Origin of the sequence: Actinomadura spongiicola (assembly GCF_003432485.1) — a bacterium.
Lineage (GTDB): Bacteria > Actinomycetota > Actinomycetes > Streptosporangiales > Streptosporangiaceae > Spirillospora > Spirillospora spongiicola.
Map to the genome: position 1 here is coordinate 105,149 of NZ_QVNQ01000011.1, position 25,381 is coordinate 130,529.

General features: G+C 70.9%; 27 protein-coding genes and 2 riboswitches. Of the genes, 14 read left to right on the forward strand and 13 right to left on the reverse strand.

Annotated elements, in window-relative coordinates:
- The first annotated feature begins 55 nt into the window (after positions 1-55).
- Positions 56-661, forward strand: coding sequence for a 30S ribosomal protein S4 (gene rpsD, locus D0T12_RS29410; protein ID WP_117403673.1), 606 nt, complete (start codon positions 56-58; stop codon positions 659-661).
- A 1-nt stretch (position 662) separates the two neighbouring features.
- Here rpsD and D0T12_RS29415 read toward each other — a convergent pair whose 3' ends face one another.
- Entirely contained in the window at positions 663-1,163 is a 501-nt protein-coding gene (locus tag D0T12_RS29415) for a MarR family winged helix-turn-helix transcriptional regulator (protein WP_117403674.1), read from the reverse strand.
- Positions 1,164-1,328: 165 nt separating this feature from the next.
- On the opposite strand from D0T12_RS29415, the gene D0T12_RS29420 reads away from it, so the two are divergent.
- The 3 genes from D0T12_RS29420 (at position 1,329) to D0T12_RS29430 (ending at position 3,808) form a co-directional block, all read left to right on the forward strand.
- Positions 1,329-2,168: an aggregation-promoting factor C-terminal-like domain-containing protein gene (locus D0T12_RS29420; protein ID WP_117403675.1), complete on the forward strand. Its 840-nt coding sequence runs from the start codon at positions 1,329-1,331 to the stop codon at positions 2,166-2,168.
- 99 nt (positions 2,169-2,267) lie between these two features.
- Positions 2,268-3,068, forward strand: a complete 801-nt coding sequence (locus D0T12_RS29425; protein ID WP_233526352.1) for an NAD-dependent epimerase/dehydratase family protein — start codon at positions 2,268-2,270, stop codon at positions 3,066-3,068.
- Between the two features lie 92 nt (positions 3,069-3,160).
- Positions 3,161-3,808, forward strand: a complete 648-nt coding sequence (locus D0T12_RS29430; protein WP_117403676.1) for a TetR/AcrR family transcriptional regulator — start codon at positions 3,161-3,163, stop codon at positions 3,806-3,808.
- A gap of 28 nt (positions 3,809-3,836) precedes the next feature.
- Here D0T12_RS29430 and D0T12_RS29435 read toward each other — a convergent pair whose 3' ends face one another.
- The gene (locus D0T12_RS29435; RefSeq protein ID WP_117403677.1) at positions 3,837-5,300 is read right to left on the reverse strand and encodes a flavin-containing monooxygenase; all 1,464 of its coding nucleotides are present in this window, start codon (positions 5,298-5,300) and stop codon (positions 3,837-3,839) included.
- Between the two features lie 101 nt (positions 5,301-5,401).
- On the opposite strand from D0T12_RS29435, the gene D0T12_RS29440 reads away from it, so the two are divergent.
- Complete coding sequence (locus D0T12_RS29440) at positions 5,402-6,265, forward strand: SDR family NAD(P)-dependent oxidoreductase (RefSeq protein WP_117403679.1); 864 nt, start codon at positions 5,402-5,404, stop codon at positions 6,263-6,265.
- 357 nt (positions 6,266-6,622) lie between these two features.
- Here the strand turns inward: D0T12_RS29440 and D0T12_RS29445 are convergent, their stop codons facing one another.
- Positions 6,623-7,426, reverse strand: coding sequence for a hypothetical protein (locus D0T12_RS29445; RefSeq protein WP_117403680.1), 804 nt, complete (start codon positions 7,424-7,426; stop codon positions 6,623-6,625).
- A gap of 115 nt (positions 7,427-7,541) precedes the next feature.
- Here D0T12_RS29445 and D0T12_RS29450 point away from each other — a divergent pair, with 115 nt between their 5' ends.
- Positions 7,542-9,068 carry an ATP-dependent DNA ligase gene (locus D0T12_RS29450; protein ID WP_117403681.1) on the forward strand — a complete coding sequence of 509 codons (1,527 nt, stop codon included), beginning with the start codon at positions 7,542-7,544 and terminating at the stop codon, positions 9,066-9,068.
- Positions 9,069-9,105: 37 nt separating this feature from the next.
- Here D0T12_RS29450 and D0T12_RS29455 read toward each other — a convergent pair whose 3' ends face one another.
- Positions 9,106-10,203: a hypothetical protein gene (locus D0T12_RS29455; protein ID WP_199487774.1), complete on the reverse strand. Its 1,098-nt coding sequence runs from the start codon at positions 10,201-10,203 to the stop codon at positions 9,106-9,108.
- A 102-nt stretch (positions 10,204-10,305) separates the two neighbouring features.
- Here D0T12_RS29455 and cds1 point away from each other — a divergent pair, with 102 nt between their 5' ends.
- A complete protein-coding gene (gene cds1 / locus D0T12_RS29460; protein WP_117403682.1) occupies positions 10,306-11,403 on the forward strand; it encodes an L-cysteine desulfhydrase Cds1 in 1,098 nt (365 codons plus the stop codon).
- A gap of 10 nt (positions 11,404-11,413) precedes the next feature.
- Here the strand turns inward: cds1 and D0T12_RS29465 are convergent, their stop codons facing one another.
- Entirely contained in the window at positions 11,414-12,712 is a 1,299-nt protein-coding gene (locus D0T12_RS29465; protein ID WP_117403683.1) for a M50 family metallopeptidase, read from the reverse strand.
- Between the two features lie 152 nt (positions 12,713-12,864).
- Positions 12,865-12,960: riboswitch (glycine riboswitch) on the forward strand.
- A gap of 4 nt (positions 12,961-12,964) precedes the next feature.
- Positions 12,965-13,053: riboswitch (glycine riboswitch) on the forward strand.
- Between the two features lie 73 nt (positions 13,054-13,126).
- Here D0T12_RS29465 and gcvT point away from each other — a divergent pair.
- The 7 genes from gcvT to D0T12_RS29500 all read left to right on the forward strand — a co-directional run bounded on the left by gcvT (position 13,127) and on the right by D0T12_RS29500 (position 18,830).
- Positions 13,127-14,230, forward strand: coding sequence for a glycine cleavage system aminomethyltransferase GcvT (gene gcvT, locus D0T12_RS29470; protein WP_117403684.1), 1,104 nt, complete (start codon positions 13,127-13,129; stop codon positions 14,228-14,230).
- A 56-nt stretch (positions 14,231-14,286) separates the two neighbouring features.
- Positions 14,287-14,676, forward strand: a complete 390-nt coding sequence (gene gcvH / locus D0T12_RS29475; RefSeq protein ID WP_117403931.1) for a glycine cleavage system protein GcvH — start codon at positions 14,287-14,289, stop codon at positions 14,674-14,676.
- A 3-nt stretch (positions 14,677-14,679) separates the two neighbouring features.
- Positions 14,680-15,936, forward strand: a complete 1,257-nt coding sequence (locus tag D0T12_RS29480) for a serine hydroxymethyltransferase (protein ID WP_117403685.1) — start codon at positions 14,680-14,682, stop codon at positions 15,934-15,936.
- 52 nt (positions 15,937-15,988) lie between these two features.
- On the forward strand, positions 15,989-17,362 hold the full coding sequence (locus tag D0T12_RS29485; RefSeq protein ID WP_117403687.1) for an L-serine ammonia-lyase: 1,374 nt from the start codon (positions 15,989-15,991) through the stop codon (positions 17,360-17,362).
- Positions 17,363-17,413: 51 nt separating this feature from the next.
- Positions 17,414-17,617 carry a hypothetical protein gene (locus D0T12_RS29490; RefSeq protein ID WP_117403688.1) on the forward strand — a complete coding sequence of 68 codons (204 nt, stop codon included), beginning with the start codon at positions 17,414-17,416 and terminating at the stop codon, positions 17,615-17,617.
- A complete protein-coding gene (locus D0T12_RS29495; protein ID WP_117403689.1) occupies positions 17,614-17,994 on the forward strand; it encodes a type II toxin-antitoxin system death-on-curing family toxin in 381 nt (126 codons plus the stop codon). Before D0T12_RS29490 ends, D0T12_RS29495 begins: the two co-directional genes overlap by 4 nt.
- A 209-nt stretch (positions 17,995-18,203) precedes the next feature.
- Positions 18,204-18,830, forward strand: coding sequence for a LysE family translocator (locus D0T12_RS29500; RefSeq protein ID WP_117403690.1), 627 nt, complete (start codon positions 18,204-18,206; stop codon positions 18,828-18,830).
- A 137-nt stretch (positions 18,831-18,967) separates the two neighbouring features.
- On the opposite strand, the gene D0T12_RS29510 is transcribed toward D0T12_RS29500, so the two are convergent.
- From D0T12_RS29510 to D0T12_RS29540, 8 genes are all read right to left on the reverse strand, one after another.
- Complete coding sequence (locus tag D0T12_RS29510; RefSeq protein WP_117403691.1) at positions 18,968-19,414, reverse strand: winged helix-turn-helix transcriptional regulator; 447 nt, start codon at positions 19,412-19,414, stop codon at positions 18,968-18,970.
- Positions 19,415-19,434: 20 nt separating this feature from the next.
- Positions 19,435-20,676, reverse strand: coding sequence for a thiolase family protein (locus tag D0T12_RS29515; RefSeq protein ID WP_117403692.1), 1,242 nt, complete (start codon positions 20,674-20,676; stop codon positions 19,435-19,437).
- A gap of 379 nt (positions 20,677-21,055) precedes the next feature.
- A complete protein-coding gene (locus D0T12_RS29520) occupies positions 21,056-21,364 on the reverse strand; it encodes an Asp23/Gls24 family envelope stress response protein (RefSeq protein ID WP_233526353.1) in 309 nt (102 codons plus the stop codon).
- Entirely contained in the window at positions 21,361-21,618 is a 258-nt protein-coding gene (locus D0T12_RS35620; protein ID WP_158581675.1) for an Asp23/Gls24 family envelope stress response protein, read from the reverse strand. Before D0T12_RS35620 ends, D0T12_RS29520 begins: the two co-directional genes overlap by 4 nt.
- 238 nt (positions 21,619-21,856) lie before the next feature.
- On the reverse strand, positions 21,857-21,994 hold the full coding sequence (locus D0T12_RS35625) for a hypothetical protein (RefSeq protein ID WP_158581676.1): 138 nt from the start codon (positions 21,992-21,994) through the stop codon (positions 21,857-21,859).
- 47 nt (positions 21,995-22,041) lie between these two features.
- Entirely contained in the window at positions 22,042-22,713 is a 672-nt protein-coding gene (locus D0T12_RS29530) for a response regulator (RefSeq protein WP_117403694.1), read from the reverse strand.
- Positions 22,710-24,311 (reverse strand): sensor histidine kinase, encoded by a 1,602-nt coding sequence (locus D0T12_RS29535; RefSeq protein WP_233526354.1) that lies wholly within the window; start codon positions 24,309-24,311, stop codon positions 22,710-22,712. The genes D0T12_RS29530 and D0T12_RS29535 overlap by 4 nt, the downstream gene beginning before the upstream one ends.
- A 476-nt stretch (positions 24,312-24,787) precedes the next feature.
- On the reverse strand, positions 24,788-25,381 hold the full coding sequence (locus tag D0T12_RS29540) for a hypothetical protein (protein ID WP_117403698.1): 594 nt from the start codon (positions 25,379-25,381) through the stop codon (positions 24,788-24,790).

Sequence of the window (25,381 nt, forward strand, 5' to 3'; positions counted from 1 at the left end):
AGAAGCATAGGTTAGGCTTGCCTAACTTAGGTCAACCTAACTCCCAAGGAGCGTGATGAACAACCCTCGTCCCAAAGTGCGGATCTCGCGGGCCCTCGGCATCCCGCTGACGCCGAAGGCCGTGAAGTACTTCGAGGCCCGCCCCTACCCGCCGGGCGTGCACGGCCGGGCCCGCAAGCAGGAGTCCGACTACAAGGTGCGGCTGCGCGAGAAGCAGCGGCTCCGCGCGCAGTACAACATCCGCGAGGCGCAGCTCCGCAACGCGTTCGCCAAGGCCGCCAGGACGGGGGGCAAGACCGGCGAGGCGCTCATCATCGACCTGGAGCGCCGTCTGGACGCGCTCGTCCTCCGCGCCGGGTTCGCCCGCACGATCTATCAAGCGCGCCAGTTCGTCGTGCACCGGCACGTGCTGGTGAACGGGCGGCGCGTCGACCGTCCGTCCTACCGGTTGCGCCCCGGCGACGTCATCAGCATCGCCGCACGTAGCCGGTCCATGGACGCCTTCCAGATCGCGGCCGCGGGCGGCCACACCGAGAACGTTCCGGGCTACCTCGACGTCCGGCACGACGCCCTCGCCGCGCAACTGACCAGGCTGCCGGAGCGCCGGGAGATCCCCGTCATCTGCGACGAGCAGCTCGTCGTCGAGCACTACTCGCGGTAGTTCAGTGGAGGGCGCCCAGCTCCTTGCGGGCCGTGGTCCGCAGGGTCCGCAGGGCGTCCACCAGGACGCGCCGCTGGTCGTCGGACAGCGGCCCCGCGAAATGCTCGCGCAGGGTCTCGGCGTGGACGCGCAGCGCCTCCTCCAACTTCGCGTGTCCGGCGGCCGTCAGCTCCACCAGCTGGCGGCGGCGGTCGCCGGGCGCCGGTTCGCGGCGGACCAGCCCCGCCTCCTCCATCCGGTCGATGATCCGGGTCATGCCGCCGCTGGTGAGGACCAGCTCACCGGCCAGATCGCCCATCGCGAGCGGGCGCTCGTGGGCTCGCGCCAGCCGCAGCAGCACCTCGAAGACCGCGTGCCGGATGCCGCAGCGGCGCTCCAGCTCCCGGCCCGCGATCCGCTCCAGCGCCGACGACGCGCCGAGCAGCGCGCCGAACTCGTGGACCAGCTCGTCCGGCACGGTCCGGTCGGTGTGGCGTTCGCCCTGCTCAGTCACGGTTGCCATGATGCCCCGCCTTCGTCCAGCGTCCCGTCCCATCGGCACAACGCGCGATGCCCCGCGTACCTTCCGCACCCACTGAACCACCCTCCCCCGATCCCGCGTACCGACTCCTGAACGACGCGTTGACGGCGCATGGACGGCGCCCGGGTGATAAGGCACTCTTCTCCTATGCCACAGAGTCACGGCACGCGCAGACGTCCCGACCCCACCCCGCGCCACGGCCGTTCCGGGCGGGGCCGATCGGGACGGCGGCGCGGGCGTGACACGGCGGAGGTGCCCCCGCCGCGACGCTCGCCCGAGGCGCGCGACCCGTTCGGCATCGACGGGCCGGAGATCCGGCCGCCGAAGAAGCGGCGGCTGCGGCGCCTGCTGACCAGCAACGTCACCATCATGATCGTGGCGATCGCCGCGATCGGCGCGGCGGTCGTGCTGGTGGACATCAGCCGTTTCGTCGACGAGGGCGACACCAAGCCGCCGAAGGCGGCCGAGGGGGACCTGTCGACCAACGAGATGCTCACCAGGCTGATGGCGAAGACGGACATGGACCCGATCGTGGCGGACGCGATCGCCGCCGCCAAGAAGCGCGCCTACGAAGAGAACAAGCGCGAGATGGAGGAACTGAGGAAACGGGCCGAGAAGGAGGCCAAGGCGCGTGCGGAGCTGAAGGAGCGGCAGGAACGCGAGCGGCTCGCCAAGTCGAACCCGAGCGCCAAGCAGAACAAGGCGTACGGGAAGAAGATGAACGCCCTCAAGGGGTGGGGCCGCTGCTGGAGCTCGCTGCTGACGCTGTGGAACCACGAGAGCGGCTGGAACGAGCGCGCCGAGAACCCCTCCAGCGGCGCCTACGGCATCCCGCAGGCCCTGCCCGGCACGAAGATGGCGAGCGCCGGATCCGACTGGCGCACCAGCTCCCCCACGCAGATCGCGTGGGGGCTCGGTTACATCAAGGCCCGGTACAAGACGCCGTGCGGCGCGTGGTCGTTCTGGCAGTCGCACAACTGGTACTGACGGGTAAGCCCCCCGCACATCGTCCCTTTCGCTCCGCTTTCATGCCCTTTCGGCGTTGCGCTTGATCATGACGTGCGGTGCGGTGCGAGACTGCTGCACATGACTCTGGGGACGATCGTGCTGACGGGAGCCGCGGGCCGGATCGGCACCGCGCTTCGGGGACCACTGCGCGACGAGGCGAAGCGCCTCGTCCTGGTCGACATCGCGCCGCTGGACGCCGAGGCGCCGAACGAGACCGTCCTCAGGGCGGACCTGACCGACCCGGCGGACGCGGGGCGCGCCGTCGAGGGCGCGGACGCCGTCGTCCACCTGGCCGGGGTACCGGACGAGGCGCCGTTCCCCGACCTGGTCGAGCACAACATCCTCGGCACGCAGCGCGTCCTGGAGGCGGCGCGGGTGGCGGGCGTCCCCCGCGTCGTGCTGGCCAGCAGCAACCGGCTCACCGGCTTCCACCCGTCGACCGAAACCGCGTCGGCCGTGACGCCGCCGAGACCGGACGGCCTGTACGGGGTCAGCAAGGTCGCCGTCGAGGCGCTCGGCCGCCTCTACGTCGACAAGTTCGGCCTGGACGTCGTGTGCCTGCGCATCGGCAGCTTCGTGGCGCGTCCCTCGGAGCCCCGGCACCTCTCCACCTGGCTCAGCCCTCGTGACTGCGCCGGGTTCGTCCGCGCGGCGCTGACCGTCCCGTCCCCCGGCTTCCTCGCCGCCTACGCCGTGTCCGACAACCCGCGGCGGTTCTGGGAACTGGACGAGCGACTCGGCTACGCGCCCCGGGACAACGCAGCAACTTATGACATTCCGGACACATTTGTGGGCGCGGACGTGCCGCAGGGCGGCGACTTCGCGTCCGCCGAATACACGCTCCAGTATCTGGACGAATCGGACACGAAGCGCGGGTGAGGTTTCGGTGATGTTTTTGGTCACATGGAAGGGCACGGACCGTTATCCTGACCTGAGGATTACTGGTTCCTGACGGAAAGTCGAAGGGATCTATGCCAACGTCGACCTGGTTCCGCCTCAACGTCGCCAAGCGTGAGCGGGTGCTGGAGGTCGCGATGCGCGAGTTCGGCGAGAACGGGTATTCGACCGGCAGCCTGAACACCATCGCCCGCGAGGCGGGCATCGCCAAGGGCTCGCTCTTCCAGTACTTCAGCGACAAGCTGGAGTTCTACGCGTTCGTCTGCGACGAGGCGTCCCGCCGCGTCCGCGAGGAGATGGAACGCCGCATGGAGCGGATCGACTTCGACCAGCCCTTCGACGAATGGCTGGTCGACGCCATCTGCGACTGGACCGAGTACATGGCCGACCATCCGCTGGAGCGCGGGGTCACCGCCGCGACCAACTTCGAACTCGACAACAGCGTCCGGTCCGTCGTCCGCGACACGGCGAACCAGCACTACCTGCAGGTCATCCACCCGCTACTCCAGGTCTGGCAGGCCCGGGGCGACATCCGCGAGGACGCCGACCTGGAGGTCCTCGCCACCTGGTTGATGACGCTCCTGCCGTTCCTGGCCCTCGCGCCGTACTACGACGGCCTCGACCCGATCCACGGCCTGCGCGGCCGCACCCCCGCCGAACAGCGTCCGGTGATCCGCCAGCTCGTCGCCGGGTTCCGGCCCATCTTCGCTCCCGACAAATAGCCTCCGTCGAAGGACCGGGGCACTCTTTTCAGCGAGTGAGGACGTACTCCTTCGGCCTGGCCCTGCGGGCGGTGGCCCAGAACTCGAACGAGGGGCCGGGCCACACGGTGCGATTGACGCCCTGGTCGTCCAGATACCAACTGTCGCAGCCGCCCGCGCTCCACACGGCGCGGCGCAGCCGCCGATGCACACGGTCGTTGTAGCGGCGGGACACCTCCGGTCTCGGTTCGATGGTGTCGGCGCCGCGGTCCCGTAGCAGCCGCAGGCAGCTCATGACATGCCGGATCTGCACCTCGATCATGAACACGACGGACGTGTGGCCGAGCCCGGTGTTCGGGCCGAGCAGCATGAAGAAGTTCGGCAGGCCCGGGACGGTCGTGCCGCGGTGCGCCTCGATGCCGTTCGCCCAGATCTCCTGGAGTTTGACGCCGCCGCGTCCGGTGACCCGCAGGTCGGTGAGGGCCTCGGTCACCTTGAAGCCGGTGCCGTAGATGACGCAGTCGACCTCGTGCTCGCGTCCGTCCACGGTGACGATGGAGTTCTCCCGGATTTCCGCGATGCCGGACGTCTCCAGTTCCACGTGCGGGCGGGTGAGCGCCGGATAGTAGTCGTTGGACAGCAGGATCCGCTTGCAGCCGATCCCGTAGTCGGGTGTCAGCTTGGCGCGCAGCTCGGGGTCGGCGACCTGTCTCTCGAGGTGCCGCCGCGCCAGCCGCTCCTGCGGTCCGAACAGGCGCGGGTCGACGGTGAAGCCGACGCCGCGGGCCTCCAACCCCCAGTAGACGCCGGCGCGGAACACCCGCGCGGTGCCCGGCACCATCGAGAACGTCCGGCGGAGCCGATCGGAGATGGGGACGTCGGGTTTCGGCTGGACCCAGGGCGCGGTCCGCTGGAACACGACGACGCCGGCCGCCTTCTTCACGACCGGCGGGACGAACTGGACCGCGGACGCGCCCGTCCCGATGACGGCGACCCGCTTGCCGGTGAGGTCGTAGGAATGGTCCCACTCGGCGGAGTGGAACGCCCTGCCCCGGAACCGTTCGGCGCCCGGCAGCTCGGGCATGGACGGGACGTGCAGCGCGCCGATGCCCGACACGACGGCCTTGGGGGTGAGGGCCGTCCCGTCCGCGAGCGTCACCTTCCAGCGCCGGGCCGCGTCGTCCCACTCCATGGCGTCGACGGCCGCGCCGAACCGGATGTGCCCCCGCACGCGGTACTTGTCGGCCGTGCGCTCCATGTAGGCGCGGATCTCGGGCTGCGACGCGAACATCCGCGTCCACCCCGGGTTCAGCTCGAACGAGAAGGAGTACATGTGCGAGGGCACGTCGCAGGCGCAGCCGGGATAGGTGTTGTCGTACCACGTCCCGCCGAGGGCGTCGTTCTTCTCCAGGATCACGAAGTCGTGGAACCCCGCCTGTTTGAGCCGGATCGCCATGCCGAGACCGGCGAAGCCCGAACCGATGATGACGATCGCCGGAGCGCGCTCGCTCATGTCCCGTCCTCTCGCGTACCTACCCGGAGTAGGTTAATCGCCGAGCGCCGCCTCGACCTTTGTACGGTGGGAACCGCTCATCCGACGCCTGGGAGGTCCACATGCCCCTTGCGCACTTCGACGGGGCGCTCGCCGTCGTCACCGGAGCCGGCAGCGGGATCGGCCGGGCCACCGCCCTGGCGCTCGCCGGGCACGGCGCGACCGTCGTCGCCGCCGACATCGACCTGGACGCGGCCGAGCGGACCGCCACCCTCGCGAAGTCGGTCGGCGCCGGAGGGGTCGCCTACCGGGTGGACGTGTCGGACGCCGCCGCCATGGAGACGTTCGCGGCCGAGGTGAAGGAGTCGCGGCGGGTCCCCGACATCCTGGTCAACAACGCGGGCATCGCGGTCTCCGGGTCGTTCCTCGACACCGGGCTGGACGAGTGGAACAGCGTCGTCGGCGTCAACCTGTGGGGGGTCGTGCACGGCTGCCGCCTGTTCGGCAGGCAGATGTACGACCGGGTGCAAGCCCTGCCCAACAAGCCCGACACCCCCAACTTCGGCGGGCACATCGTCAACATCGCGTCGGCCGCCGCGTACGCGCCGACCCGCACGCTGCCCGCGTACTGCACGACGAAGGCCGCCGTGCTCATGCTGAGCGAGTGTCTGCGCGCCGAGCTGGCGAGTTCCCGCATCGGCGTCACCGCCGTCTGCCCCGGCTTCGTCAGCACCGACATCGCCAAGAACGGGCTCTACGCGGTGCGTGACGAGTCGACCCGTGAGCGGCTGCGCGAGCGCGGCCGGCGGGCCCTCCAGATGCGCAACTACCCGCCGGAGAAGGTCGCGGAGCGGATCGTGCACGCCATCGTGAAGAACAGGCCGGTGGTCCCCGTCAACTTCGAGGGGCATCTCCTGCACACCCTGTCGCGGGTGTCCCCGGCCTCTCTGCGCCTCCTGGCGAAGCTGCCCGCTCCCCGCGTCTGATCGCGGAACCCGCGGCCGCGAAAAGCGACCACCGGGCCATTTTGTTTGACTCCAAATACTGGCGAGAAAACGGTTCGGAAATGCCATCCGCATTGGCACATGCAACGGAAACCACTAGGGCCGCGGAGCGGGGTCCACTCCGCGGCCCGTCGACGAGTACGGCTTACTGACCTGGGCTCATCTCACCCAGGACACTCCTACCGATTGTACGGTCACGTCGTCGACCTCCTCCTCCCCGGGCGTCACGCGCGCCGATCACCTGGCATGGTCCGGGAGCATAATCGACGCGCTCCCTCCCCTTTAGCGACCACCTTAGAAGCTGTTGACAGGGAATATGCCATGATCGGCCGATTCAGGTCAGAAATCATTTAGCGCCGCGAGCACTTCCCGGGCGACGGCCGTGACCGTGGCGAGACTCGCCTCCGCCCGGTTCTCCGGCGCGTCCCGATCGGGCGCGCGCTCGCCGTAACTGACCGTGACGACCGTGTTGCCGCTCCGGGCGGTGAGCTGCCCGACGACGGCCGGGCCCGCCTTGTCCGCCTTCAACCACTCGTCCGCCTTGAACCACTCGTCCGCCTTGAACCAGCGGTACGCCTCGTTCCCGACGCCTTGCTGGCGTTCCAGGGTGATCGTCTGGACGGGCGGGGCGTCGTTGGCCTCCGCCCATCGCGCGTCGTAGGAGCCCTCGGCGTCCCGCACCGGCGTCACGGTGTTCCCGGGCGCGTACAGGTGCGCCTCCACGCGCAGCCACGGGAACTCCGCCCCCGCCGAGGAGTACGTGCAGGTGGTCAGCGTCGAGTTCGCGCTCTGCCGCCGCGTCGCCCCGGGGACGACACGGTCGACGGTGCCCTGCGACACCGTCCCGCAGGGCGGCGGAAGCGCCCGCGCCACCCGCGGACCCGCCGGTGTCGACGACCGCGGTGGGGCCGCCCTGTCTCGCCCACCCGACCCCGGCATGGCCGCCCTGACCGGTTCCGACCGGGCGGCGGCGTCGCCCGGCCCCGGGACCACCAGGTAGGCCAGGACCGCCGCGGCGGCGAGCGCGACGCCGCCCGCGGACCACGCGACCCGCCGGGAACGGTACGGGCCGCGGTCGGGAGACGGCGGCTCCGGCGAAGAATACAGCCGATGGAACGGTTCAACCGGACGCTCTGGTCCCACGCCTCGCACCTCACTCCCGTCTTGGATCCCCGTCCTGGGCCCCCGGGTCAAGGTAGGTCAGGCCCCCGGCCCCTGACCAGTGTTGACTGTCGGTTCCCGTGGACACAATGAAGGGATGCTGATAGCGGACCTCACCCGGACCTCGGCCGCGGTGGCCGCCACCTCTGGCCGGAAGGCCAAGGTCACGGCCCTGGCCGAGTGCCTGCGCGCGGCCGAGCCCGGCGAGGCGGCGATCGTGGTCGCCTACCTGTCCGGAGAACTGCCGCAGCGGCAGATCGGCGTCGGATACGCCGCGCTGCGGGACGTCCCCTCACCCGCCCCGACACCCACCCTCACCGTCCGGGAGGTGGACGCGGCGTTCACCGAGATCGGCGCGGTGTCCGGGGCGGGGTCGGTCGCCCGGCGGCGCGAACTCCTCGCGGCACTGCTCGGCCGCGCCACCCGTCCCGAACAGGACTTCCTGATCAGGCTGCTGGCCGGCGAGCTGCGGCAGGGCGCGCTGGACGGCGTGATGGCGGAGGCGATCGCGGCGGCGGCAGGGGTGCCGTCCGCGGAGGTGCGGCGGGCGGTGATGCTGCGGGGGTCGCTCGGCCCCGTCGCCACGGCGGCGCTCGGCACCGGGGTCGAGGGGCTGCGCGCGTTCACGTTGGAGGTCGGGCGCCCGATCAAGCCGATGCTCGCGGCGTCCGCGCCGTCCCTCGACGACGCCTTCGGGAAGCTGAAGGCGGACGCGGCCGTGGAGTGGAAGCTCGACGGCATCCGCGCGCAGTTGCACGTGTCCGGCGGCGAGACACGGGTGTTCACCCGGACGCTGGACGAGATCACCTCCCGGCTGCCGGAGGTCGTGGCGGCGATGGCTGAGCTGCCCGTCCGCGACGCCGTGTTCGACGGCGAACTGATCGCGCTACGCCCCGACGGCCGTCCCCACCCGTTCCAGGTGACGGCGGCCCGTACCGCGACCCGAACCTCCAAGGCCACCGAACCGGTGCCGCTCGCGGTGTTCCTGTTCGACGTGCTGCACCTCGACGGCGTCGATCTCCTCGACGCCCCCGGCGCGGACCGGAACGCGGCGCTCGCCCGGGTCGTGCCGGAGGCGCTGCGGATGCCCCGGGCCGTCACCGGTGACCCGGCGCGGGCCAAGGAGGTGTTCGACGAGGCGGTCGCACGCGGCCACGAAGGCGTGATGGTCAAGTCCCTCGACACGCCCTACACCGCCGGGCGGCGCGGCGCGGGCTGGATCAAGGTGAAGCCGCGCCACACCCTCGACCTCGTCGTCCTCGCCGTCGAGTGGGGGCACGGCCGCCGCCAGGGGCTGCTGTCCAATCTTCATCTCGGCGCCCGCGACCCCGAGTCCGGCGGGTTCGTCATGCTCGGCAAGACGTTCAAGGGCCTCACCGACGAACTGCTGGCCTGGCAGACGAAGCGGCTCCGGGAACTGGCCGTGCGGGAGGACGACTGGACGGTCCATGTCCGCCCCGAACTGGTCGTCGAGATCGCGTTCGACGGCGTCCAGCGCAGCCCCCGCTATCCGGGCGGCATCGCCCTCCGCTTCGCCCGCGTCCTGCGCTACCGCCCCGACAAGACCGCCGCCGAGGCCGACACGATCGACACGGTCCGAGCCGTCGCCCCCGTCCTGGACTGACACACCCGGTCGCGGGGCCCCGGACAAGCAGCAGGGACTAGCGCACCCGGTCGTGTCTGTTCGGCGGCGGCTCCTCCTCCGACGGGGCGGCGCGGGCCCGGCGCCGGGAGGCCGCGCGTGTCCGCAGGCGGGACTCGGCCCTGGCACGGCCGCGGGACGTGCCGCCGCGACGATCGTGCGCCTCGGCCCGACGTTCCGCCCACACGCCCGCCCTGCGTCCGGCTCCGCGGGCGCCGGCGGCTCGGGCGGCGCGGGCCGCTCGGGCGGCCGCCCTGCGTTCGGCGCGGGCGGCGGCTCGGCGTTCGGCGCGTCCGGTCGCCCGGGCGCCGCGCAGTCGGCGGCGGGCGCGTTCGGCGGCCTCGTTGCGGCGCTGCAACAGCTCCGGCGGGATCAGGTCGTGGCGTCCCGCGATGAACTCCTGCACCCAGATCTTGCCGCGGATGAGGGGCCGCCGGTACTGCTCCTCCCGCCGGACGGCCCGCAGGTACCGGCGGGACTCCTGGTCGTAGCGCCACCGCGACCAGGGCGAGGCGGGCCGCGCGACCCGGACGGCGCCGACGATCAGCAGCGCGGGCAGGAACAGCCCGATGAGCCCGGTCCAGATCTTGCCCTTCAGCAGCGTGAGCACGGCGAAGATCAGGTTGACGATGAGGAACGCGACGTAGAGGCCGCTGAGGTCGCCGCCGCCCGGGTCGATGCCGACGCCCTCGTAGCCGAACGGGCGGACGCCGAGCAGCAAAAGCCCGGTCACGGCGATGGCGACGAAGACGGCGTCGACGGACGCGCGGCCCTTCTCCGTCCAGTAGACGTCGCTGAGATGCAGGATCAGCGCGAACTCGTCCAGCACCAGCGCGGAGCCCATGCCGAACACGACGGCCGCGACCAGATCCAGGCGGACGTGGCCGTCCGGTACGGCGAGGCTCGCGACGCCGCCCGCCAGCATCAGCACGACGCCGAACACGACATGGTGGATGTGGACGTCACCCGCGGTCACGTTCCGGATCCAGCGCACGTCGGAGCGGATCAACCGCACGTTCACCCGCGTCAACACGAACGTGACGATGAACGCGACGAAGAAACCGAACAGCGGCAGCCGCCCGGTCGCCACGATGCGTTCGTCGAACATCTCGATCATCTGCCCCCCGCAACCTCCATCATGCCCGGCGACATGCACGGATATCGTGGGACTCCAACACCGGACACCGCGGAACTGTGACATTTCAGGGGGAAGGCCGCTGTGAGCCGTACCGTGGATCGCACCGACCCGGCGTATCGCGCCTGGGTGTCGGAGGCGATCCGGCGTGTCGACGCCGACGCCAACCGTAGTGCCGACACGCACCTGCACGTGTTCCCGCTGCCGCCCGACTGGGGCATCGACCTGTACCTGAAGGACGAGTCCGTCCACCCGACAGGGTCGTTGAAGCACCGGCTGGCGCGGTCGCTGTTCCTGTACGGGCTCGCGAACGGCTGGATCCGCCACGACACGACGATCATCGAGGCGTCCAGCGGGTCGACCGCGGTGTCGGAGGCGTACTTCGCGCGGCTGCTCGGGCTGCCGTTCGTCGCGGTGATGCCCGCGTCCACCAGCCCGGAGAAGATCCAGCTGATCGAGTTCTACGGCGGCCGCTGCCATCTGGTGCGCGACCCGTCCTCGATCTACGACGAGTCGCGGCGGCTCGCGGCCGAGTGCGGCGGCCACTTCATGGACCAGTTCACCTACGCCGAGCGGGCCACGGACTGGCGCGGCAACAACAACATCGCCGAGTCGATCTTCGAGCAGCTGCGGCTGGAGCGGTTCCCCGAGCCGTCGTGGGTCGTGGTCGGCGCCGGCACCGGCGGGACGTCCGCGACGATCGGCCGGTACGTGCGGTACCGGCGGTTCCAGACGCGGCTGGCGGTCGTCGACCCCGAGGGCTCGGCGTTCCACGGCTCCTTCGCCGACGGCGACCCGGAGCGGACGGCGGCGGGCTCCCGGATCGAGGGCATCGGGCGGCCCCGGGTCGAGCCGTCGTTCCTGCCCACGGTGATCGACCGGATGGTCCGGGTGCCGGACGCGGCGTCCGTCGCGGCGATGCGCTGGACGGCCGAGGTCAGTGGGCGCGACGTCGGCGGCTCGACCGGCACGAACATGTGGGGCGCGGCGGAGCTGATCGCCGAGATGCTGGCGCGCGGGGAACGCGGCAGCGTCGTCACGCTGATCTGCGACGGCGGCGACCGGTACACCGGGACGTACGGGTCGGACGCCTGGCTGGCGGAGCAGGGCCTCGACATCGCGCCGTACCGGGCCGCGCTGGACGGCTTCCTGAAGACCGGCGAGCTGCCCGCCTTCCCCTGACCCGGCGCGGCTATCCCGTGACGCGGACCGGGTTGAACAGGTCGGCGTAGATCAGCAGCCCGCCCATGACGATGAGGACGGCCGCCATCACATACGTCACCGGAAGGGCCTTGGCGACGTCCACATATCCCGGATCCGGCCTGCGGAAGATCTTGGCGAACAGCTTCTTGATCGCCTCCAGGATGGCGCCGGCGATGTGACCGCCGTCCAGCGGCAGCAGCGGCACCAGGTTGAACAGCCCGACCGCGAGGTTCAGCGACCCGAGCAGCATCACGAAGTAGGACACCTTCTGGGTCGCGGTGTAGTCCGCGTCGGCGGCGACCTCGCCGCCGATCCGGCTGACGCCGACGACGCCGATCGGGCCGTTCGGGTCGCGTTCCTCGCCGCCGAACGCCGCGTTCCACACCCCGACCATCTTCTGCGGCATCCGCACCAGGGCCCCGGCGGTGCGGGCCGTCAGATCGCCCATCGTGCTCGCGACCGCGCCCGGCCCCTGCCGCTCGACCGCGCTGGCGGGGGTGATGCCGAGGAACCCGACGTTGACGATCTTGTCCTCGTTCTCCAGGTCGCGCAGCTGGTTACGGGTGATCGGGACGGTCAGCGTCAGGTCCTTGCCGTCCCGCCGGACGGTCATCGGCACGCTCCGCCCGCCGGAGTCGCGGATCAGGTTCTGGAGATCCCGGTAGTCGTCGATCCTCGTGCCGCCGAACGCCGTGATCTGGTCGCCCGGCTGGAGGCCGACCTGCTTGGCGGGGGTCGGCGGCGCGTTCGCCGGGCATTCCCGCAGGTTCGCCTGGCTCGCCGGGACGATGCACTGCGCGACCTTCTGGATCACCGGCTGCGGCTGGTTGGTGCCGATGCCCATCAGCAGGATCGCGAAGAACAGCACCGCGAGGAGCAGGTTCATCGCGGGCCCGCCGATCATGATCAGCATCTTCTGCCACCACTTCTTGGCGTAGAAGACACGGTCCTCGTCGCCGGGCCTGACCTCCTCCAGCGCGGCGCCGCGCGCCGACTCGATGAGGCCCTGCCAGGGGCCGGTGCTGGCCCGCCGGATCTGCCCGGGGGCGTCGCCCTTGCGGGGCGGCAGCATCCCGATCATGCGGATGTAGCCGCCGAGCGGGATCCACTTGATGCCGTACTCGGTCTCACCGCGCCGCCAGGACTTCATCGTCGGCCCGAAACCCACCATGAACTGGGTCGTGCGGACCTTGAAGAGTTTGGCGAACGAGAAGTGCCCGAGCTCGTGGAGCGCGATGGACACCAGCAGGCCGAAGAACAGGATCAGAGCCCCAGCCAGGTAGGCCATCCGCCACGTCCCTCCGCTCGCGCGCCACCCCGCCCGCGAGGTGATCTCCAACAATCACAACAGGGTACGTCAACCGCCCGCGTTCGGTTGAAATCCCACCGGACCCCGTGGCTGGTCGCGGAACGGGGCCGCTGCTAGCCTGGCCGGGCCGACGACCCCGTGCGGGAGAGTCCCTCGCAGCCGGTGAGGGACGCCGAAGGAGCAACTCCTCCCCGGAACCTCTCAGGCCAACGGACCGCGAGGGCGAGGCGACCTCTGGAAAGCGGGGACGCGACGTCCCCCGCCGAAGGTGAAAGCCCGCCGGACGGACGGGTGAAACTCTCAGGCGCCGATGACAGAGGGGGAGGCACCGACACGCCCGGTGCGCGAGTGGGACGATGGACCACATGCGCCCGTGACGAAGGAGCCGAACCCATGTCCGCCGATCCGAACCCGAATACTCCGGTGAAGACGCCGTTGCACGACGTCCACCTGGATCTCGGCGCGAACCTCGTGGACTTCGCCGGTCATCTGATGCCGCTGCGCTACGCCGGCGAGACCGCCGAGCACCAGGCCGTGCGCACCGGGGCCGGGCTGTTCGACCTGTCCCATATGGGGGAGATCTTTCTCTCCGGGCCGGACGCGGGCGCCGCCCTCGACCACGCGGTGGTCGGGAAGCTGGCGTCGATGGCCGTCGGCAAGGCCCGCTACACGATGCTCTGCGCGCCGGACGGCGGCGTCCTCGACGACCTGATCGTGTACCGGCTCGGGGACGAGACGTGGATGGTCGTCGCGAACGCCGCCAACGTCGCCGTCGTCCGGGACGCGTTGACGGAGCGGGTGGCGCGCTTCGACGCGGCCGTGGAGGACCGTTCCGCGTCGTACGCACTGATCGCGTTGCAGGGGCCGCGCTCGCAGAAGATCCTCGGCGCGTTCACCGACGCGCCGCTGGCCGACCTCAGGTACTACGCGATCCTCGCGGGACGGGTCGCCGGCGTCGACGCGCTCGTCGCCCGGACCGGGTACACGGGCGAGGACGGGTTCGAACTGTTCGTGGACGTGGCCGACGCCGTCCCGCTGTGGAAGGCGCTCGAAAGGGTCGACGACGTGGTGCCCGCCGGGCTGTCGGCCCGCGACACGCTGCGTCTCGAAGCGGGCATGCCGCTGTACGGCAACGAGCTGACACCGGACGTCACGCCGTTCGAGGCGGGCCTCGGACGGGTCGTGAAGCTGGACAAGCCCGGCGACTTCGTCGGGAAGTCGGCCCTGGAGGCGGTGGCGCAGACCCCGCCTGGTCGTAGGCTCGTGGGACTGGTGGCGCACGGACGCCGGGCGCCGCGCAAGGGATACCAGGTCGTCACGTCCGGCGGCACGCCGTGCGGGGTCGTGACGAGCGGCGCCCCGTCCCCCACACTGGGCAGGCCGATCGCCATGGCGTACCTCGACAGCGGTGTCGAGGAGACGGGCCTCGCCGTGGACGTCCGCGGCCGGCCCGAGCCGGTGGACGTGGTGGCCCTGCCGTTCTACAAGCGATCCTGAACAGAACCCGCCCAGGTGTCTGCGGCGAACCCCGCAAGGAAGAGAGAGAAGTGATCGTGAGCGTTCCGGAGCAGCTCCGCTACAGCGAGGAGCACGAGTGGGTGTCCGGCCTCGGCGGTGAGGACGGCATCGTCACCGTCGGCATCACCGCCCACGCCGCCGACGCCCTCGGAGAGATCGTCTACATCGAGGTCCAGCCGTCGGAGGGCGACACCGTCGAGGCGGGCGAGCCCTGCGGCGAGGTGGAGTCGACCAAGTCGGTCAGCGACATCTACTCCCCCGTCAGCGGCGAGATCACCGCGATCAACGCGGCGGTGGTGGACGAGCCGAAGGTCATCAACGACGACCCGTACGGCGAGGGCTGGATCTTCAAGGTCCGCGTCTCGGAGGAGCCGGGCGACCTGCTGGACTCCGCCGCCTACGAGAAGCTGATCGAGGAGGCCTGACCGGTGAGCCTGCACGACCCGCTCGCCGCGATCGACCCCGAGATCGCCGAGGCCGTCGCCGCGGAGCTGCGGCGGCAGCAGTCCACCCTCGAAATGATCGCGTCGGAGAACTTCGCGCCGGTGTCGGTGCTGGAGGCGCAGGGCTCCGTGCTGACCAACAAGTACGCGGAGGGCTACCCCGGCAGGCGCTACTACGGCGGCTGCGAGTACGTCGACGTCGCCGAGCAGCTCGCGATCGACCGGGCCAAGGCGCTGTTCGGCGCGGAGCACGCGAACGTCCAGCCGCACAGCGGCGCGCAGGCCAACACGGCCGTGTACTTCGCGCTGCTCCAGCACGGTGACACGATCCTCGGCCTCGACCTCGCGCACGGCGGGCACCTCACGCACGGGATGCGGCTGAACTACTCCGGCAAGACGCTGAACGTGGTGCCCTACCACGTGCGCGCCGAGGACGGCCTGGTCGACATGGACGAGGTCGCGACGCTCGCGGCCGAGCACCGTCCGAAGATGATCGTGGCGGGCTGGTCCGCGTATCCGCGGCAGCTCGACTTCGCGGCCTTCCGGACGGTCGCCGACTCGGTCGGAGCGCTGCTCATGGTCGACATGGCGCACTTCGCGGGCCTGGTCGCGGCGGGCCTGCACCCCTCGCCCGTCCCGTACGCCGACGTCGTGACGACCACGACGCACAAGACGCTCGGCGGCCCCCGCGGCGGGCTGATCCTCGCCCGTGAGGAGTACGGCAAGAAGATCAACTCCGCGGTGTTCCCCGGCATGCAGGGCGGCCCGCTGGAGCACGTGATCGCCGCCAAGGCCGTGGCGCTCAAGGTCGCCGCCTCGCAGGAGTTCCGCGAACGGCAGGAACGCACCGTCGAGGGGGCGCGGCTGCTCGCCGACCGGCTCCTCGCCGAGGACTCCGCCAAGGCCGGGGTGAAGGTCCTGACCGGCGGGACGGACGTCCATCTCGTCCTGGTCGACCTGGTGGACTCCGAGCTCACCGGGCGGGACGCCGAGGACCGTCTGCACGGCATCGGCATCACCGTCAACCGCAACGCCGTCCCCGGCGACCCGAGGCCGCCGATGGTGACGTCCGGGCTGCGGATCGGCACCCCCGCCCTCGCCACCCGCGGCTTCACGTCCGAGGACTTCGCGGAGGTCGCCGACATCATCGCCCTGGCCCTCCAGCCGTCCTACGACCGGGACGCGCTGGCGGCCCGCGCGAAGGACCTGGCGGACAAGCATCCCCTGTACCCGGATCTGTGACGCCCCGCGCCCCCTCCCCGCCGGGAGGGGGCGCGCTACGACGAGGTAGCGCATGGCCATCAGCGTTTTCGACCTGTTCAAGATCGGCATCGGCCCGTCGTCCTCCCACACCGGTGGTCCGATGGCCGCCGCGCACCGCTTCGCCCGCGGCCTGCACCGCGACGGCCTGCTGGAGAAGACCGCGACCGTCCAGGCGGTCCTCTACGGTTCCCTCGGCCTCACCGGTAAGGGCCACGGCAGCGACAAGGCCGTCATCCTCGGCCTCGAAGGCGACAAGCCGGAACTCGTCGACGTCGACCGGGTGGACGAACGCCTGGAGGCGATCCGCGCACGCGGCGCCCTGCGCCTGTTCGACGACCACGACATTCCCTTCGTCGTCAACGAGCACCTCGTCTTCGAGCGCAAGGAATCACTCCCGGGCCACCCCAACGGGATGCGCTTCACCGCCTTCGACGCCGCGGGCCAAGAACTGCGCGCCCGGGTGTACTACTCCGTCGGCGGCGGCTTCGTCGTGGACGAGAACGCCACCGGCGCCGACCGCATCAAACCCGACGACACCGTCCTGCCCCACCCGTTCGACACGGCCACCGAACTCCTCGACCGCTGCCGCGAGACGGGCCTCTCCGTCTCGGCGCTCATGCTGGAGAACGAGCACGCGTTCGGCCGCTCCCCCGAGGAGATCCGCCGGGATCTCCTCAACCTCTGGGACGTGATGCGCGCCTGCGTCACCCGCGGCTGCACCCGCGAGGGCCTCCTTCCCGGCGGCCTGAAGGTCCGCCGCCGCGCCCCCCAGCTCCACCGCCAGCTCACGGCCGAGAAGCCCGCCGATCCCCTGCACGCCATGGACTGGGTCACCCTGTTCGCCCTCGCCGTCAACGAGGAGAACGCCGCCGGTGGCCGTATCGTCACCGCGCCCACCAACGGCGCCGCCGGGATCATCCCGGCCGTCCTGCACTACTACGACCGTTTCGTCCCCGGCCGCGACGACGAGGGCGTCGTCCGGTTCCTCCTCGCCGCGGGCGCGATCGGCGTCCTGTTCAAACAGAACGCCTCCATCTCCGGCGCCGAGGTCGGCTGCCAGGGCGAGGTCGGCTCGGCCTGCTCCATGGCCGCCGCCGGGCTCACCGAGGTCCTCGGCGGCACCCCCGAACAGGTCGAGAACGCCGCCGAGATCGGCATCGAGCACAACCTCGGCCTCACCTGCGACCCGGTCGGCGGCCTCGTCCAGGTCCCCTGCATCGAACGCAACGCCGTCGGCGCCATCAAGGCCATCAGCGCCGCCCGCATCTCCCTCCGCGGCGACGGCCGCCACTTCGTCTCCCTCGACAAGGCCATCAGAACCATGAGGGACACCGGCCGCGACATGCTCGACAAATACAAGGAGACCTCCCGCGGCGGCCTCGCCGTCAACGTCATCGAATGCTGACCACGGATAACCGCTGGAAGGATCGCGAAGCCCCTCACTAGCCTGACGAAAATGAACGTCGAACTGCCACGAACGCTTCAGGACGACCTGACCGCCATCGCCGCGGACGAGGGCCTTCCGCTGGAAGAAGCGCTCACCCGGGCGGTCACCGACTGGGTTCGGCGACGCAGGGAGCACCGGGCACGCGTCCACACCCTGATCCAGGAGATCATGGACGAGGACGCGACACTGCTCGCCCGACTGGGGGACGCATGATCACCCCCGCCGACCTCATCGCGATCAACGCGGCTCTGCACGGCGGGACGGCCCAGGTACGGGACCCCGGCCTCGTCGCCTCCGCCGCCGCGCGTCCGCAGGCCGTCACCTTCGGCGCCGAGGCGTTCCCGACGGTCGAGGAGAAGGCGGCCGCGCTGCTGCACTCCGTCCTCGGCAACCACCCGTTCGTCGACGGCAACAAACGCGTCGGCTGGACGGCCGCCCGCGTCCTCCTCGCCCTCCACGGCAAGCGCCCCGGCCTGTCCGAGGACGAGGCGTTCGACCTGGTCGTGCAAGTCGCGGCCGCCGGCTCCCGAACCGACGTCCAAGAGGTCGCCAAGGCGTTGCGGGTCGGGCCCCGACCGACCACCTGCTAGACGGATCCCTTCCGGGACGTCGATCCGGCGATCAGACCAACAGGTGATGCCTCGCGAAGCCGACGTGCTCGGAACGGCGGTGCAGCGAGCATCGAGCCACCGGCTCCGGCGGGCCGGTCGACGAACGTTCGCTCGCGGCGTCCGGGAGATTCGCAGGTCCGATAAACGGCCGTACGGGTTTCGGAGGGTGGGTGTGGGAGCATCGCGGTATGCCGGTCGATTCGCATCTGCTCGCCATGTTCATCGGGACCACGCTTGTGGCCCTGCTCATTCCGGGCCCGGACATGTTGTTCGTCCTCGGGTCCGGAATGCGGGGCGGGGCGCGGGCCGGGCTGCTCGCGACGGCGGGGGTGGCGACGAGCGAGGGCATTCACATCGCCGTCGCGGCCGCCGGGTTGGCGGCCCTGTTCGCGGCGGTGCCGACCGCGTTCACCGTGGTCCGGGTCGTGGGCGCGGTCTACCTCGTGTACCTCGGTGTGCAGGCCATTCGGCATCGTGGAGACCAGGACGACATGATGTCCGGAGGAGGGATCTCCGGGCGCCGCGCGTACGTCAACGGTCTGGTGACCAATCTGCTGAACCCGAAGATGGTCACGTTCACGATCGCGTTCCTCCCACAGTTCATCGATCCGGCGCGAGGTCATGTCTGGATGCAGTTCGCGGTGCTCGGGATCGTCCTGATCGCGCTGGAGTTCCTCGTCGACGGAACGGTCGGCGTCCTGGCGGGCCGGATCGGTGACTGGCTGCGCCGCCGCCACACCGCGCGGCGGCGGCTCAACGTCGCCGTGGGCGGCCTGTTCATCGGTCTGGGAATCAGACTCGCCGCCGAACGGTGAACGGCGGTCAGAAGGTGCGGGCGCCGCGTCCGGTCGGCGAATGCGCGCCAACGCGGGCCTCAGTGCCGCAGTGACGGCAGACGACCAACAAACACAGCGTGTCCCGCAGGAGTGCCGCCCTCGAAGGTGAACGACGTTCAGAAGGCGCGGGCGCCGCGTCCGGTGGGCGAATGCGCGCCGAGGCGGGCCTCGTTGCCGCAGTGGCGGCAGACGACCAGCGGGCTGAGCGTGTGGCCGCAGGAGTGCCGCCACCGGACGGGCGGGTCATCGGGGTGCAGGTGCCGGTCGCCCCATCGCATCAGCACGAGAAGGACGTCGCAGAGTTCCACGCCCGCGGGCGTCAGGTGGTACTCGTAGCGGGCCGGGTGGTCGCTGTAACGTTCCCGGCGCACGATGCGGTTCGCCTCCAGCTTGCGGAGACGGGACGTGAGGATGTCGCGGGGCGCGCCCGTGTTGCGGACGATCTGGTCGAAGCGCCGCACGCCGTGGCTGAGCTCGCGGACGGCGAGCAGGCTCCAGCGTTCGCCGACGAGTTCCAGGGTGTCGGCGATGGAGCACTCGCGCGGGACGGCGTCCTTCGGCATACCGGAAGGGTAACCTCCGCTCACAGTCTCTCGATCACGGTGGCGTTGGCCTGGCCTCCCGCCTCGCACATGGTCTGGAGCCCGAACCGGCCGCCGCGATCTTCGAGCGCGTGCAGCAGCGTCGTCATGATGCGGGCGCCGCTGGCGCCGAGCGGATGGCCGATCGCGATCGCGCCGCCGCGGACGTTGACCCGCGCCGGATCGGCGCCGATCTCGCGCTGCCAGGCGAGGACGACCGGGGCGAACGCCTCGTTCACCTCGAACAGGTCGACGGCGTCCAGGGTGAGCCCGCCGCGGGCGAGGACCTTCCGCGTCGCGGGGATGATCGCGGTGAGCATCAGCAGGGGGTCGTCGCCGGTCACGGCGAACGCGTGGAAACGGGCCCGGGGGCGCAGGCCGAGCCGGTCGGCGACGTCCGCGCCCATCACGAGCACCGCGGCGGCGCCGTCGTTGATCGGGGAAGCGTTTCCGGCGGTGACCTTCCAGCCGATCTCGGGGAACCTCTCGGCCATGCGCGGGTCGTAGTAGGCGGGCTTGAGCCCCGCGAGCACCTCCAGGGATGTACCCGGAGGGCCGCTGTGGGCGCCTTCGTCGACACCGGCTGTTCGTGGTCGCCGGTTCGTCGGTGTGGTGGGTCCGGTGACGGGGCGGACGGTCTCGTCCCACTGGCCGGGCCAGGCGACCTCGCGGGCGAACTCCCCGTCGCGCCATGCCTCGGCGGCGCGCCGGTGCGACTCGTGGGCGTAGGCGTCGAGTTCCTCGCGCGACAGGTTCCAGCGGGCGGCGATCAGCTCGGCGCTGATGCCCTGCCCGACGAGGCCGCCGGGATACCGTTCGGCGAGCATCGGCCCGAACGGGTCGCCGCCGGGCGGCACGTTCGTCCCCATCGGCACCCGGGACATCGACTCGACCCCGCAGGCGATCGCGATGTCGTACGCGCCGCTCTGCACGCCCTGCGCCGCGATGTGCAGGGCCTGCTGGGACGAGCCGCACTGCCGGTCGACCGTCATGGCGGGAACGCTCTCGGGGAACCCTGCGGCGAGGACGGCGGTGCGGGTGATGTTGAGAGCCTGCTCGCCCACCTGGGTCACGACCCCGCCGATGACGTCGTCGACCTCCCCGGAATCGATGCCGGCGCGTTCGACGAGGGTCCGCAGTGTCCGTGCGAGTAGGTCGGCGGGGTGGTGGTCGTGCAGCGTCCCGGTCGTCTTGCCCCTGCCCAGCGGTGTGCGCACCGCTTCGACGATCACCGCGTCCCGCATGACCACCTCCGTTGGATTTTCCAACTTACTCGTCGAGTGTCTGGGGGGTTAGTTGGAGAACACAACCCAGTGATGGTGTGGCATGGCTCACAGGCGCGGGGGGACGAACGAAACCCGGGGCCGCGGCGTGGTGACCGCGACCCCGGGCCGTCGGGCCGCTCAGCGGGAGGGGCCCATGCTGTGGTCCGTCTGATCCCTCCGTACGTCGAAGCGCCCCTCGGCGGAGCCGCCCAGAACAAGGTTGGACAAGCGTGCCTCCTCTGGCCCTCGACGTCAGGTTCCCTTCGGACATTAGCCCTGATAAGCAGACAAGTCCGTCAACAGTTGCTAAAACGCTCTTAATCCTTGTGAAGGTCTCCCGGGGTGCGCCGGGCACGCGTCAGCGGTCGGCCAGGTCGGCGATGAGTATGTGGATCACGCGGTCGCCGGTCAGGGGCCGGATCAGACGACGGACGTCCTCGGCGATCTCGGGCAGGGGACGTCCGTAGCGGACTACCACGCCCACCTCGATCTCGCCGTCGCCGACCGTGACGCCCGTCAGCGGCGGGCCCGCGCGGCGGGTCATGACGCGGCCCCGCGGACCGGCGGTCAACTCCGTCACGTCCGGGCACGCCAGGGCCGCTTCGGCGATCCGGTCGGCCAGGCTCGTGGCCATGGGCGCGTGCGGTGCGTCCGTCCAGGCGATCATCGGACGTGGGGCTCCTCGGGGTAGCCGGTGCGAACGCTGACGTCGTCCACGGTGATGGTCACCTCCGCCGCCTCCAGGCCGCACATGTGCGCGACCTCGGTGACGACGGTGTCCCGGACGGCCCCGGCGAGGTCCGGGCCGGGCGGCCCGGACCTGACGAGGAGGTCGATGTCGACGGCGGTCCTGGGCCCGCGACCCCGGACGTGGGCGCCCCGCACGGCGGTGCCCGACCCGTCGACATGCCCGGCGGCCATCGCCGCGACCTTGGCGACGACGGCTCCGGAAATCCTGGTCTGGCCGCCGGGCGGAAGGAATCTACCTCTTCTGCCGACGCCTTTCCATCGCGGTTTACCGACACCGCCCCAAAAAGGGCCCGGCGCGTCATCCTGGCTCATTGCGCCCCCACGATCCGGCTGACATGCCATTGATGCTCGCAAACGTCACACCGAAATCGCCATATCGGAGAAAGACCAGGTCAACGCCGGTTTACCTCTACCCCTTGAACATCTCGCGCATCTTCCTGGCGGCGTCGCCGGGCTTTTTCTTCTGAGGTTTCTTCGGCTCGGCGGGCGGGCGCCCCTCCCGGTCCTTCCCGGTCGTGTCGGCCTTCTTCTCCGGTTTCTCGGTCACGACGACTCCCCCGATCTCGCTTCACCGTCGTCACATTCGTACCCCGCTTACCCCGGGTAGAAGCGCACCTCGGGACGACCGACCTGACCGTAGTGGGGACGGCGGCGCGCCAGGCCGTTCTCGGCGAGGTACTCGAGGTAGCGGCGGGCGGTGACCCGGGAGACGCCGGTGAGGTCGGCGGCCGCGGCGGCGGACAGGCCGTCGGCGGCCCCGGCCAGCACCTCGGTGACGGCCTGGAGCGTCTCGTGGCTCATGCCCTTCGGCAGCGAGCGGTGGTCGGGGGTGCGCAGGGCGGCGAGCATCCCGTCCACGTCGGCCTGGCCGCTGACCTCGCCGGTGCCGACGGCCTGCTCCCGGAACCTCCTGTAGCTGACGAGCTTGTCCCGCAGCGACGCGAACGTGAACGGTTTGAGCAGGTACTGGACGACGCCGACCGACACGGCGGAGCGGATCACGGCGAGGTCCCGGGCGGAGGTGACGGCGATGACGTCCACGTCGCTGCCGCCCGCCCGGAGCGCCCGGCACACCCGCAGGCCGTGCGTGTCGGGCAGGCCGAAGTCGAGCAGGACGACGTCGACGGGCGTCCGCTCGTAGAAGCGCAGGGCGTCCGCGCCGGAGTGGACGACGCCGGAGACGGTGAACCCGGCGACACGTTCGACGTAGGCGCGGTGCGCCTCGGCGGCGACGAGATCGTCCTCGACGACGAGCACTTTGATCATCGAGACCCCAGGGGAAGTCGGACGGTGAAGATGGCTCCGCCGTCATGGCCGACATGGACGTCGCCGCCGTGCCGCCGGACGGCCTGCCCGACGAGCGCGAGGCCGAGACCGTGGCCGACGGGCCCGCCGGAGGTCTTGGTCGTCCAGCCGCGCCGGAACATGTCGGGCACGGTCGCCGGGTCGACGCCGGGCCCGCTGTCGGCGACCTGGAGGACGAACTCGCCGCCGTCCTTGCGGGCGCTGACGACCACGCGCGGCGGCCGGGCACCGGTGTTGGCGAGGGCGGCGTCGATGGCGTTGTCGATCAGGTTACCGAGAATGGTGACGAGGTCGCGAGGCTCCACCACGCCCTCGATGGCGCTGTCCTCGGTGACGACGAGGTCGACGCCGCGCTCCCCCGCCTCCGCGGACTTGCCGAGCAGCAGCGCGGCCAGCACCGGTTCCGTCGCCGAGCCGACGACCCGGTCGGTGAGCCGCTGCGCCGTCGCCAGCTCGGCGGTGGCGAACTCGACGGCCTGGTCGGGACGGCCGAGCTCCACCAGCGACACCACGGTGTGCAGGCGGTTGGCGGCCTCGTGCGCCTGGGAGCGCAGCGACTCGGCGAAGCCGCGGACGGTGTCGAGCTCACCGGTCAGCGCCAGCAGCTCGGTGTGGTCGCGCAGCGTGACGACGTTGCCCATCGCGCGGCCCCGGGACTTGACGGGCGAGGTGTTCACGACGAGGACGCGGGTGTCGCCGACGTGGATCTCGTCCGATCGCTGCTCCCGGGAGGTGAGGGTGGCGGCCAGTTCGCCGGGGAGCCCGAGGTCGCTGACCCGCCGTCCCCGCGACGAGTCGGGCAGGTTCAGCAGGTCGCGGGCCGCGTCGTTGCACAGGACGACGCGGCCCGCCCGGTCGAGGAGCAGCAGGCCCTCGCGCACCGAGTGCAGGATGGCGTGGTAGTAGTCGAACATTCCGCGCAGCTCGCGGGGCCCGGCGCCGCGGGTCTGGCGGCGCAGCCGCGCGGACACCAGGTAGCTGCCGCCGATGCCGATCGCGAGGACGGCGGCGGCGACGCCGAGCAGGTACAGCAGCCGCTGCCGCAGCTCTCCGGAGATCACCCGTACCGTGATGCCGACGGCGACGAGCGCGACGACACGGCGGTCGTCGTCGAAGACGGGCGTGACCGTGCGCACGGACGGGCCGAGCGTGCCGGTGTAGGTCTCGGTGAAGGTCCGCCCGGCGACGGCGGGCCCGGTGTTGCCGACGAAGTTCCCGCCGATCCGGGACGGGTTCGGATGCGTGTAGCGGACCCCCGCCGGGTCCATGATCGTGATGAAGTCCACGCCGGCCTCGCGGCGGACGCGTTCGGCGTACGGCTGGAGGAGCCGGCTGGGATCGGGGGTCGCGAGCGCGGCACGGACGTTCTGGGAGTTGGCGATGGTCGCGGCGACCGCCGTGACGGTCTGCGCGGCGGCGTCGTTGGCGGCCCGCTCGGCGTCCAGGTACGCGACGGTGACACCCGCCGCGACCAGCAGTCCGACGATCGCGGCCTGCAATACCAACAACTGCCCTGCCAGGCTCCAGCGGCCCGGCCTCAGCCACGCGGGAAGACGCACTCTCGCACCCCATCGTCTGCTCCACGCCGTGAACGAAATGTACACAAGCATGACCCCTCGCCACAGGATCGCGCATAGTCACCAGTACGCAGAACGCAACCTCGGCGACCGACCTACCGATAACTATCAGACGAATTCCGGCGAATTCCGACGACAACCACCCGCGTTGACTTTCATCCCCAGCGCAGGTACCCGCCGTGTGCATGCGCCCGCTCCACCGGCGCATGGGTGCCTGCCAAGGCGCGGGCGCCCGTCCGGGTTCTGTGGCCCCGGACGGGCGCCGCACCTTGCATCACCGCAGTAGAGGGTATGACCGGGCACCAGCCCGGCGAGGACGATCAGAGGGAGATCCCGTGTTCGCGCAACCGCCCGCTCCCATCGCGACCGGGTTCTCCCTCTGATCGAAAGACCTGGCCGTCCGGCGTCAGCATTCCCCCGCTCCTGACGCCGGGCGGCCATCCTTAGAACGGTCCGATTCAGTGGATGTCCGGTTTCGGACGCCGGCGCCGCCCGAAACGCACGGACGCGGACCGGAACCGGATCACCACCGGAAGGTCAGGCATTCCGATCATGTATCGGTAGCGTTCGACCGGGCCCGCGCCCAACTCCCCGTAGATCTCGCTGAGATGGGCGTCGCCCGCGCAGACGATCCGCATCCGCAGCCGGGGCCGGACGACCGTGCCGGTGAGTCGGACGCGGGAGTCCTCGACACCGGGAAGGTCCCGCGCGTCCCGGTTCAGATCCTCGGCCGCCGACCGGGCGAGGACACGGGTCCGCGCGTCGACGTCCGGCCACCGCCGGTGGATCAGCGCCCGGCACTGTAGGACGAGCCACAGCTGCCCGGCGAGCGCCGCGACCTCCGCGACGACCGCGGCCGTGACGAGGAACCAGGTGTTGTCCTCGACGAACCGCAGCACCGCGACGTCGATGAGAGGCCGGGCCGACAGCGGGCCGCCGGACGCCCCGGCGGAGAGGGCGGCGAGCGCGTCGAACGCGCCGAGCCCCGCGGCGAGCGCCGCCCCGCCGCACAGGAACAGCGCCGCTCCGGTCAGCGCGATCGCGATCCTCAT